General features: G+C 38.4%; 5 protein-coding genes. 1 reads left to right on the top strand and 4 read right to left on the bottom strand.

Annotated elements, in window-relative coordinates; translation table 11 throughout:
• Nucleotides 1-22 precede the first annotated feature (22 nt).
• Nucleotides 23-4,015 carry a hybrid sensor histidine kinase/response regulator transcription factor gene (locus tag PHT93_RS10140; protein WP_300242470.1) on the top strand — a complete coding sequence of 1,331 codons (3,993 nt, stop codon included), beginning with the start codon at nucleotides 23-25 and terminating at the stop codon, nucleotides 4,013-4,015.
• 108 nt (nucleotides 4,016-4,123) lie between these two features.
• Here the strand turns inward: PHT93_RS10140 and PHT93_RS10135 are convergent, their stop codons facing one another.
• The 4 genes from PHT93_RS10135 to PHT93_RS10120 form a co-directional block, all read right to left on the bottom strand.
• Nucleotides 4,124-5,332, bottom strand: a complete 1,209-nt coding sequence (locus PHT93_RS10135) for a glycoside hydrolase family 88 protein (protein WP_300242468.1) — start codon at nucleotides 5,330-5,332, stop codon at nucleotides 4,124-4,126.
• 3 nt (nucleotides 5,333-5,335) lie between these two features.
• Nucleotides 5,336-7,276: a heparinase II/III-family protein gene (locus tag PHT93_RS10130; RefSeq protein WP_300242466.1), complete on the bottom strand. Its 1,941-nt coding sequence runs from the start codon at nucleotides 7,274-7,276 to the stop codon at nucleotides 5,336-5,338.
• A gap of 60 nt (nucleotides 7,277-7,336) precedes the next feature.
• Nucleotides 7,337-9,064 (bottom strand): RagB/SusD family nutrient uptake outer membrane protein, encoded by a 1,728-nt coding sequence (locus tag PHT93_RS10125; RefSeq protein WP_300242464.1) that lies wholly within the window; start codon nucleotides 9,062-9,064, stop codon nucleotides 7,337-7,339.
• 13 nt (nucleotides 9,065-9,077) lie between these two features.
• Nucleotides 9,078-12,091: TonB-dependent receptor (locus PHT93_RS10120; RefSeq protein WP_300242463.1), on the bottom strand; the 3,014-nt coding region annotated here is incomplete at its 5' end.

Raw genomic sequence — 12,091 nt, 5'->3', positions numbered from 1 at the left:
TTTCAGTTCAAAATACTGGATTATGGTCAATAGATGGTTAACCTTACTTTTGCTTTTCATTAGTTCAAATGCTTATCCTATTTATTTCAAACATATTGGAATGAAAGACGGATTAGCGCAGCTGTCTGTTATGACAATCTATCAGGATGAACTCGGACGGATGTGGTTTGGTACGGAGGAAGGATTAAGTATGTATGACGGGAATACAACGATCTCTTATAAGCCGACCAATTCATTAAAGGAATTACCTTATGGCATTTCGCCGGGCAATGCGATAGAATCAATAACCGGAGACAAGAATGGAAATATGTATTTTGTTTCAGACAATTCCGCTTTGTTTCGTTATGATCTGAAGACAGAAAAATTTAATAGACTCATTTCTCAAAACATTAAAACCGTTCTTTGTCACGATCAACAAGTATGGTTTGCAATGAACGACTCCATCTGTATCTGGAAGGGAAAAACGAACACCTACGATTTTAAATTAAGAATAGAAAACGCCAATATATATAAACTATTCATTGATACAGAAAAACGATTGTGGATTGCCACCAGAGGAGGTCTTTATTGTCATTATGCAGGAGAAACCAAAATTTTTGTACCGAATGAAGATATCTATGACTTGTTTGAAGATTCTAACAAAAATCTTTGGGTTGCTACAAGAGAAAACGGAATGTTCAGGCTAAAGCCCGATGGTAGTATAAAGAAATTCATGCACGAACCGACTAATCCGAATAGCCTGTCAAGTAGTCATATAAGGAGTTTTGCCGAAGATGAAAAAGGAAATATCTGGATAGGAACATTTCTCGGACTTAATGTTTATAATCCACAAACAAAAACATTTAATGTTTATTCCAGAGACGTTATCCCGGGCAGTCTTGCTCATTCTTCTGTTTTTTCTACCTACAAAGACAAACAGGGATCTCTATGGATAGGTACATATTATGGAGGAGTACATTATTTTAACCCCGAAGCCGATATATTTACTTATTATTCTGCCGATAATTCTCGTAACGACTGCGTGAGTTATCCTTTCGTGGGAAACATGAGAGAAGATAAAAACCACAATCTTTGGATTTGTACTGAAGGAGGAGGATTGAATTTCTTTGATAGAGAGAAGAAAATATTCACGCATTTTACGACCGATGGTTCAAGAAATTCGATATCTCACGACAATTTGAAATCAATCTGTTATAGTCCGGAAAGAAATAAACTATACATCGGGACACATATGGGAGGATTGTCAATTTATAACCTGACAGACAAAACGTTCAATAATATAAAAAGGGTTTTTCCGGACAATCATCCGGAATTAGCAGATGAGGTAGTGAATCATATAGAGCTGTATAATAATGAACAGTTGATTTTTGTTACAAGGAAAGGTCTGTTAAAGATGTCTCTTGACGACGGTATTATTTCTCCATTGTTCACACATGAGCATAAGTCAAGCGCATATTTATTTTTTATAGATTCAAAGGGGAATATCTGGAATCAGGGAAGCGGTTATATTATTCGTACAAGTATAAAAGACGAAAATGACAAGTCTATATATGAACTTCCACATAATGGATCAAGGCTTTATTCTGTCAACAAAATATTCGAAGATAACCGAGGCCATATTTTCTTTGGGACGAGAGGTTCGGGATTGTTTGAGTTGAACCCTGAGAGCGAAGAGTTCACTCATTATACTGTCGAAAATAATCGGATACAAAGCAATTATTGTTACGATATTGTACAAACGAAACGGGGGAAGTTGCTCGTCTCAGGAGAAAAAGGTCTTAGCTACTTCTCTCCTGAAGAGAAAAAGTTTATCGCCATTACTTTGGGTACGGCTTTGCCCATTTCGGGTATAAATTTCGGTTGTGGAATGTATGTATGTGAAGATGGCGAAATCTTTGTAGGAGGCGTTGATGGCTTAACATCATTCTATGAAGATGCTCTTTTCATTCCGGAGAAAGACTATAATCTTTTCTTTTCTTCTTTATTCGTCAACAATGAGTTAGTCCACCCGGAAGCAAATTCTACCATTCTCAAGACTTCGCTTCCTTACACACAGGAAATAAGACTAAAACATAATCAGAACAACCTGATTTTTACATTTTCGACAAACAATTATATCAATACGCTCGAAACCCCTTTATATGAATATATGATGGATGGCTTTGACGACAAATGGATTACCAATACAGACCAGAAAATATCTTATACCAATCTGAATCCCGGGAAATACACATTATATGTACGTGAGAAACAAAATCCGCAAAGGACAATTAAAATGGGAGTTGTCGTTAAATCACCTTTCTATGCTACACCTCTTGCCTTTTTAATCTATTTCATTGTCTTCTTTGGCATAATTTACCGTTACTTACGTTTTAAACAGGCGGAACTTGTTCTGAATACCTCCCTTAAATTTGAACGAAAAGAAAAAGAACGCATAGAAGAACTTAATCAGGAGAAACTTCAATTTTTCTCAAATATTTCTCACGAATTTCGGACTCCTTTAACACTTATCATGTCGCAGATAGAACTGCTTCTGCAACGCTGTAAAACCGACCCGTTTCTATATAGTAAATTGTTGAAAATATATAAGAATTCAAATCAGATGCGAAGTCTGATTAGTGAATTGCTCGATTTCAGAAAACTGGAACAAGGTTTTTTAAAGTTGAAAGTATCCGAAGAGAATCTGGTCTCTTTTACCAAAGAGATTTACTTGTCTTTTCAGGATGTTGCAAAGAATAAAAATATAGACTACACCTTTCAGGCTTCCAATGATCCCACATGTTGTTGGATTGATGCAAAGCAAATGCAAAAGACGGTTTTCAACCTTCTTTCAAATGCGTTTAAATTTACAGAAGCCAACGGAATAATAGAAGTCGTCATAGAAGACTTTGAGGATGAGGCTTCTATAAAAATAATTGACAACGGTATCGGAATTGAACCGGAAGAAATCTGTAAAATTTTTAATCGTTTTTATCAGAGTACAAATAAAATTAATGATACGTCTTCAGCACATGGAAGCGGGATAGGTCTGTCTTTGGCTAAAAGCATTGTGGAATTACATCACGGGAACTTACAGGTAGAAAGCAAACCGGGATATGGAAGTATATTCATGATCCGTTTAAAGAAAGGAAAAGAGCATTTTAAGGAAGGGGAAGTTTCGTTCGAAAAAACGGCGATAAAAGAGGTGGATATACCGGTTTTTGCAGAGTTGAACGAGTCTGAAGCAGACTTTATTAAAGAGAAAAAGGCTATATACAGCATATTAATCGTGGAAGATAATGAAGAATTGCTTCAGGTATTAGTAAGCTTGTTTAATCCGGTTTATACTATTTACACGGCAACAAACGGGAAAGACGGATTGAGAAAAGCTGTTGAGGTTATGCCGGATCTGATTCTGAGTGATGTCATGATGCCCGAAATGAGCGGAACAGACTTATGTGTCGAAATAAAGAATAATTTTAGTCTTTGTCATATTCCCGTTGTTTTGCTTACGGCCCTAACCTCTCAGGAGCATTCTATGGAAGCTTATAAATCAGGGGCAGACGCTTATATCACAAAACCTTTTGATTCTAAACTCTTACTGGCTGAATGCAGTAGTATCATACGTAATCGCGTGGCATTGAAACAAAAATATACAAAACAGGAAATGCCGGAATCTACCTTGCTTGCAACAAATCCTATTGATCAGGAATTTCTCGAACTAATCAGCCAAACAATTCTTGAGAATCTCAATAACCCGGACTTCGACATGAATGCTTTGGCTAAACAACTTGGTTTAAGTAGGAGCTCCTTCTATACCAAATTCAAAGGACTAACCGGAATGACCCCAAATGATTTTGTTCTGAACTATAAATTGAACTTTGCCGCCCGATTATTAAAAGAAAACCAGTCAACACAGATTACGGAGATTGCTGATCAAACAGGATTTAGTTCGGCGCGCTATTTTACCCAATGTTTTAAAAAACAGTTCCATACTACTCCAGCTGAATTTCGAAAACGGAACGAAAAAAATTAAAGGCTCCTCAACATACAAGTTGAAGAGCCTCAACAAACGTTTCCAGGCGCCTCAACTTTCGTTTCCAGGCGCCTTAAAAAAAAGATCGTTCGTATTGAAAAAAGAATATTACTTTGTTTCTATATCCTTTTTCCGTTTAAGCGCTTCCATAAAATAATAATCTGCATAATTTAATGGGACATCAATTTCTGCATTATGAGGAATACTTCCTACGGAATGCATTAATAGGAAATTGCCGTTCTCACCCGGTTTTGCCCGATAAGTTGGCGAGGCTAATGATGTCATCATCTTATCTGCATATGCTTTGTAGGAAGAGGCATTCTCAACATCCATTGTGCTTAATTCATATAATGCGGAAGCGATACAGGAAGCTGAAGATACGTCGCGAAGTTCATTCGGAATGTTCGGTGCGCTCATGTCCCAATAAGGAACTAAGTCTGCCGGCATATCCGGATGATTCTTCATAAAATTAAACGCTTTCACCGCCTGGTCTAAATATTTACAATCTCCGGTTTCACGGTAACAAATAATATAACCGTAAATAGCCCATGCTTGTCCGCGACTCCATGCCGATTCGTGAGCATAGCCCTGAGCGGTATGTCTGTTGCGAACTTCGCCTGTCTCCAGATCATAGTCTATCACGTGATAGCAACTTCCGTCTTCACGGAATTGTTCCTGCATCGTACGATCGGCGTGTGAAATGGCAATTTTATAAAAAGAAGAATCACCGGTTAGTTTGGTTGCATGAAACATTAACTGCAGGTTCATCATGTTATCGATAATAACCGGACAGTTCCATCCGCGTTCCGACTGCCACCCGCGGTCAACATTCCAGGATTGGATTATACCCGGTTTTTCGCGAAAACGGGTCGATAAGGATTTTGCAGCTTCAATTATTACGGCTTCATATTCTTTTTTATTCGTCAGACGAAGTCCGTTTCCAAAACTACATTCAATAATAAACCCTACATCATGATGGTTCGTTAATGTCTTTGCTTGTTCGATGGCTTCCGTGTATTTATAAGCTAACGGAAGTAGTGTTTTGTCTCCGGTCAGTTCATAAAGATACCATACAGATCCCGGGAAAAATCCACTTCTCCAGTCTCCATAATTACAATAGAATGTAGAACCATCTTTCTTCAGAGTAACAGGATTGAGCACCTTCCCACTTTCTTCGATTGTCTTTATTTCATGACCGATCTGCTCATGAGCAAATTTGATATTCTCACTTAGGAAATCATCACCGGAAGATTTCGTTCCACTACAAGCGGCTAAAAAGGCGACGCACGTTAATGCAATCAGTTCTTTAGTCTTCATTCTTTAGTCCTTTAGTTGTTTTATAGTATAGTTGTATTTTCCGCTTTGAATTTCCTTTTTTGCGTTTAACGAGATACGATAAACTTCCGATCCCCAAACATTCGACAAGCGTGAATCATCTTGTTTGATTGTTTCCTTTTCTACATCAAAGACATTTTTGTCATACTTCAATACCGCTTTTTCACCTTTGACATTTACTTTTATTTCTCCTGCAACAGAAACATCCACATCTCCCCAAGTCAGGAAGTTGATCTGATTTGGAGCGATTATTTTGTCTAAAACAAAATTATCCTCCACTCTCAATTCATTATTTTTGAGCGTATAAGAACGAGTCCATTTTCTTACGTTTGCTTCTTCAGGATACGCCTGAGCAATATTGGCAGAGAAATACATGCTCTTCGGATTGAAGGTTACGTCCGTAGCTTTATAATTCGAACCGAATTTCTGAGGTACTCCATTAATCATCGGCAAGTTATGATAATTGCTTTGCATAGTCCAGATCGTATAACGCTCGCTACTAAAAGTCTGTCTTGTATAGGTGCCTACACCGGCATCGATAAAGATCGGAGTCGTATTCAGATACAAAGAGAATGTCCCCAGATCGTTATGATTATGACTTTCATTGTTATATCCGCCCTTTGTTGCCACAAAAAAGCCGTTTTTATTGGTCATATAGCAGAATTCCGTCTCCGGATACCAGGAATATGCCGGTGACTGAGGCTTACCTTCAATGGAGTTAAACTCTTTGTCGTACAACAACGTCTGCAATGCTCTGAATATGTCTCTGCCAAAAGATAGATTGTCTTTTTTCAGATGATTCATATAAGCCGCATGCTGTATCATCATATCGCTTTTTACGGCTTTTCCATACCTGTAAATGATTGGTGCCCCTCCGCCGCCACGCGCCGAAGCATCAGCAAAATTGACTACCCAACCATTTCCCACATACGAACGAACGATATACTCACCCATTTTACGGATCATATCATTAGAGAAAAGAGAAACTTTCCCTCCCGTTCCGTCACTTAACATCTGAAGATAGTCATACATTTTACCGGCAGCATGCCCCCAATAAGAAGGCCCTTCCTCACAACCACCATCCAAATGTGTGTAATTGAGAAACTTGTCAACCGACACCATCGTACGGTACACCGCTTTAGCCAACTTATCCCTGTCATTTTCCAATAAGAAAAAGCTCTGCAATACATTCGAATTACACCAAGGATTCCAGTTATTCACCATTCCACCGGGTTTCAGATCGAAAGCCATCCACCAGAAACGATCGATCTCCATATACGTATCGAGGATTCTTACCTGCAACTCATGTCTTAAACGTTCAGATATGGCAGGATTAACTTTGTCGAACTCAGCATGAAAGAAATAATAGACCCAAGATAACATAGAACCCAAGTCTCCCGATGTTAAATCAATCACATGCTCTTTGTAGTCGGGTAAAGATCGACGGGAAGTCTGCGCTCCCTGACCTCCAAGATGAGCAGAAAGCACCCAGGATGTCATCTCGCAGGAATAAAAAACGCCATTAATCAACTGATCAATAAAACGGCCTTTCCCCTCTGCCAATTCAGCTAAAAACAGGTTTACGATTGCATTATTATTCCGGCCAAACGGAGATTCCATGATATCACGATTTCCACTCCGTTCATACTCAAGATAATCCGTTGCTTTTACCACTTCCCAGGTATAAGACAATGCTTTTTCACCTCTCTCTATAAGCAACGTTTTATTATCACCCAGCAATTTGTCCCACCCACCTCGATCAGTGTAGCCTGGATAAGATACCCACTTCTGATCCATTATCAGTGCCGATTTTACTTGCTCTAATGTTGCGGCTTGTTGTAATAGGTTTTTTTCTGTGTAGGCATTGATATACGTGATAAACAAAAAGGCTAAAAGAGTAGAAATTATTATTTTTCGATTGTTCATAGTCTTGTATTTTAATATTAATTGGGGGATAATGTAACTAAAATCCCCCAATGAAAAAAATTAATCCCAACCAGGATTCTGTGTAAGCTTATCATTCTTTTCTATTTCCGTAGAAGGAATAGGCCATAGATAGTCTCTTTCACTCACAACACGCGTAAACAAACGAGTTCCTGCAAATGAAAGTTCTTCTTTACCTGAAAGCGCCAGTAATTCTTTCCATCTGCGTAAGTCGTGGAAACGATGTCCTTCACCCGCTAATTCAACAGCTCTTTCTTGTTTGATACGATTAAAGATTTCTTCTTTTGTTTTTGCTTCTAACCAGGCAGGACCGCTATTTAAAGCTGGTAATTCTACAGACGGACGTTGACGCACTTGATTAATTAATGTAACAGCCTCCGTTTGTCTGTCTGTTTCGTTGTAACATTCAGCCAACATTAATAAAACATCAGCATAACGAATTAAGGGGAAGTTTATCGGTGTATGAGCGCGGTTGTTAATCTGTCCGTCCATGTCATGTTCTGCAACAAATTTCCGCCATAAATAGGTGTCCCATTGCTTATTATTGCGAATAAACCCATTAGACTCATTGGTTCCTACTGCAACAACAAATTCACATATTTTCGGTTTGTTAGATACCCATCCCTTATATTCAGTATAAGGTAAAATCAACGAAATGCCCATTCGAGGATCACGATTTGCGTACATGTCCAACAACAAATCTTTACTTTCCGGATAGGCAACGACTGTTTTCTTATCGGCAGACAGTGTAGCGCGGAAAGTTTTGTCTTTTATCTCTTTACTTTCATTAAACCCGGGAATAATTTCATTCCAGTTAAATGGTTTGCCATCTTTATATTCATACATGTCTGCCAAACCGGTAGAAGCCATAACATTATTCCAGCAGCTTCCAAAAGAAGAACGAGATCCCATGTAGAAAGTCATCGGCATTCCATAATCCATACCTACACCTCCGGAATTCTGAATAGCGAAGATCATTTCGCTACTTTGGTCTCCTTCAGGTTTGAATAGATTTTCATAATTATTATAAAGAGCATATCCATAACCTTTTCCTGAAGGATCATTAACTATTTCTTCAAAGCTTTTGGCGGCATCAGCAAATTGATTGTTATACAATAAGACTTTCCCTCTAAGTGCGTGAGCAGCTCCCTTTGTCGCTCTTCCGTAGTTTGCATCATCCCATTTTACCGGTAAAGCATTGATTGCAGCTTCAAGATCATTAAGGATAAATTCTCTCGTTTTCTCTTCTGTAGCTCTTGGTTCCATCATTTCATTGAAACTTTGATCAACAACCCAAGATTCATCATACAATGGCACACCTCCATAGAAAGTCATAAGAGAGAAATAATATAACGCACGCATAAACTTTGCCTCACCGGTATATTGAACTTTCAATTCGTCAGTCATATCAACTGTTGACAGGTTCTGTAACACAGTATTCGAACGCATTACGCCGTCATATAATGTTTGCCACTTGCTCGATACCTGAGACGTTCTTCCGGTATATGTCCCCAAATACATACTTACATAGCCTGGATTGTCATAGCCCACGCCAATGTCAGATAAACAGTCTAATCCAAATGTAATACCAAAAGCATTCTCATTCTTCATTACATTATAAACACCCATCATAGCTTGTTTTGCCTGACTTTCAGTTTTCCAAAAAGTTCCTGAACTTACTTGGTCATATGGATACCTATCCAAGTCATAACAGCCACTTAATCCGATAATAGCAGCTATGGATAGTATTATTGATTTATATTTTTTCATGATTTGATTCTATTTAAAATGAAACATTTAATCCGATAACAGCTTGTCTCATGGTTGGATAGTTCGTCTTTTCTACTTCTGGGTCTAAACCTTTAAAGTCTGTGAAAGTGAAGAAGTTTTCCAAACTACCGTATATACGTACACGTTCAATATCTATTTTAGACAACCAACTCTTTGGTAAAGTATATCCTAACTGGATACTCTTTATTTTCAGGTATGATTTATCCTGAACCCACAAATCACTATTCTGTGTGTTACGTGAATCTGAATAATGCAATAGACGAGGATAAGTAGCATCGGTACGACCTTCTGTCCATCTTCCATCTGCAATATCTTTATTAATCTGATATCCCAAACGTACGGTAGGAACAAAATAGCCATCATTATAAATCATTTTCACGCCACTTACTCCTTGGAACAGGACAGAAAAATCAATGCCTTTATATGCCATTGCCATATTTAAACCATAAGAGAAGTCAGGGTTTGGGCCTCTACCTACAACCTGCCGGTCTTCGTCATTAATAAGGCCATCGCCATTAGTGTCTTTATACAATAAGTCTCCTTTTGCCGGTTTTCCATAAGCTGCAAATGGATTTTTGGCTTTGCCTGTACTTTCATCTATTGGAGCATTATCAATAAACTTCTGCACTAATGCCAAATCCTCATCTGTTTGTATAATACGATCAACCAATAATACATATTGAGCATTAATAGGTAGGCCTTCTTTGATTATCTTAGCACCACTTAATGAGTAATCATCTCCTTTGAAACGTGTTACTTCATTTTTTAGCCAAGTAACATTTCCATTAATTGAATAAGAGAAGTCGCCGATCTTATCTTGCCATCCCAGAGTAAATTCAATACCCTGGTTAACTACGACAGCACTATTTTGTTTAGGTATAGAGGCATTTCCATGTACTGCAGGTGCAGGAAGGTCAATCAAAATACCATCTGTTTTTTTGTGGAAATAGTCTAACGTCCCACTTAATTTGTTGTTGATTACTCCAAAGTCTAACCCTATGTTAGCTATCTTAGTCGTTTCCCATGTCAAAGCTGCATTTGCAATAGCTGTTTGAGAAAGTCCCATAGCCAAAGCATTGTTCAACACATAATTGGTCGTAGAGTAAGTGGAAAGAGCACTGTAATTTCCGGCATTTTGATCCGTACCACCAACAGCATTATTTCCTAATGAACCATAAGATAAACGTAGTTTAAGGTTGCTTAACCAAGTAGAAGAAAAATCTGTCATAAAGTCTTCCTGATCAATACGCCAAGCAGCAGATATGGAAGGGAAATAACCCCATCTCTGATCCGGCAAGAAACGAGAAGATCCGTCTGCACGCATATTAAGTTCCAACAGATACTTGTTGTCCCAACCGAGATTTATACGTCCAAAGAAAGAACGCATAGCCCATTCAACTCGCGTTCCATTGGCTGAAGCATCCCCCACGGCACCATTGATAACTCCTAATCCCGGATCAATCAAATCTAATTTAGATGCATTAAACCATTGCCATCCGTACTGCTCCTGGCTGCCTCCCGCCATCACATTCAAGTCTAATTTGTCAAAAAAGTGATTTTCATATCGTGCAACAACATCCATAAAATTACGTTCTTGCTTGATGTTCTTATTGCTGATAGAAGTACGTCCAGTGCCTTCTTTTGTGATCGTGTTATTCTGGAAATTCCATAAATCTATAAAAATAGGTTTGTTTTCTTGTTGTTCATCAACGTTTTCATACGAATAAGAAGCCGTTAATGTAAATCCTTTAAAAGGGAGCAGTGTTCCGAATATACGGGCTTTTGTGTTTTTTTTCGTGTATTTTCCATAAATAGAATTTAATCCATATAAAGGATTGTTGGTGCCGGATTGCGGGTCATCTTCCAAATTATTCATTGCGCCATAACGACCATCAGGAGATCTGAACACCATACCCGGAGTTGTTGCAGAACCATAAGTAAATACATTCTCAATCTTATCCGTTCCCGGTTGTGTATTGGCTATATATCCGCTTAAGTTTGTTCCGATCTTTAACCATGATTTCACATCAGCATCTAAATTTGCACGTAAATTATATTTACTATAACCGGAATTGTCCATTACGCCCGGATCATCCATATAACCAAAAGCAGTGTAAAAACGAATTTTCTCCGAACCTCCACTAACTGACAAAGAGTGATTTGTTGCTACTGAAGTAGTAAATGTTTCGTCTATCCAGTCCGTATTCGGATACATTAATTGGTCTCCATTTTCATTTGAACGCCAAAGCTCAATCGTCTCCTGTTTGAATGGGGCCGGTTGGTTTGAATTCAGATAGCCTTCGTTGACTAAGCCCATATAATCAGCATAGTTACTAACCGGTGTCATTGTCTTGTTAATAGACTCAAATGAAACATAACCGGTATATTCTACTTTCATAGCTCCGGATTTTCCCTGCTTTGTTGTAATCAAGATAACACCGTTTGCTGCGCGAGAACCATAAATAGCAGCAGAAGCAGCATCTTTTAATATGGATAAGCTTTCGATATCCTGAGGATTAACACTGTTGATATTTCCTTCCATCCCATCGATTATAATCAGAGGAGCAGAGTTATTTAGCGTACCCTGTCCACGTACTAAAATAGAAGAGTTGTCATTTCCCGGACGATTGCTTGAAGAAGTAACCTGTACTCCTGCTGCCATACCTGCCAAACCATTTGAAATGTTGGTAATAGGACGACTTTCGGTCAATTCAGACATATTAACTGAAGATACCGAACCAGACAAATTTACCTTCTTTTGTGTCCCATACCCTATTACAACCACTTCCTCTAATGCTTGTGAATCTTCTTTCAGTGTAATTGAAAGATTGGTTTGATCTCCGACTGCGACTCTTTGTTCTACATACCCTATATAGGTGATTATAACTGTTGAATTGGGAGCGATAGAGAGTGTGAATTTTCCGTCAAAGTCAGTAATGGTTCCGTTTGTTGTTCCTGATTCAACAACATTCGCACCGATAATTGGTTCTCCGGAAGCATCTGTTA

The organism is Massilibacteroides sp. (genome assembly GCF_028705895.1).
Taxonomy (GTDB): domain Bacteria; phylum Bacteroidota; class Bacteroidia; order Bacteroidales; family Tannerellaceae; genus Massilibacteroides.
This window is presented reverse-complemented; position numbering and strand designations above follow the sequence as displayed.

Bases quoted from the DNA above. Each gene is read 5' to 3' on its own strand.
- PHT93_RS10140 (WP_300242470.1), top strand. From the start codon at position 23: ATGGTCAATAGATGGTTAACCTTACTTTTGCTTTTCATTAGTTCAAAT.
- PHT93_RS10130 (WP_300242466.1), bottom strand. From the start codon at position 7,276: ATGAACAATCGAAAAATAATAATTTCTACTCTTTTAGCCTTTTTGTTT.
- PHT93_RS10125 (WP_300242464.1), bottom strand. From the start codon at position 9,064: ATGAAAAAATATAAATCAATAATACTATCCATAGCTGCTATTATCGGA.
- PHT93_RS10135 (WP_300242468.1), bottom strand. From the start codon at position 5,332: ATGAAGACTAAAGAACTGATTGCATTAACGTGCGTCGCCTTTTTAGCC.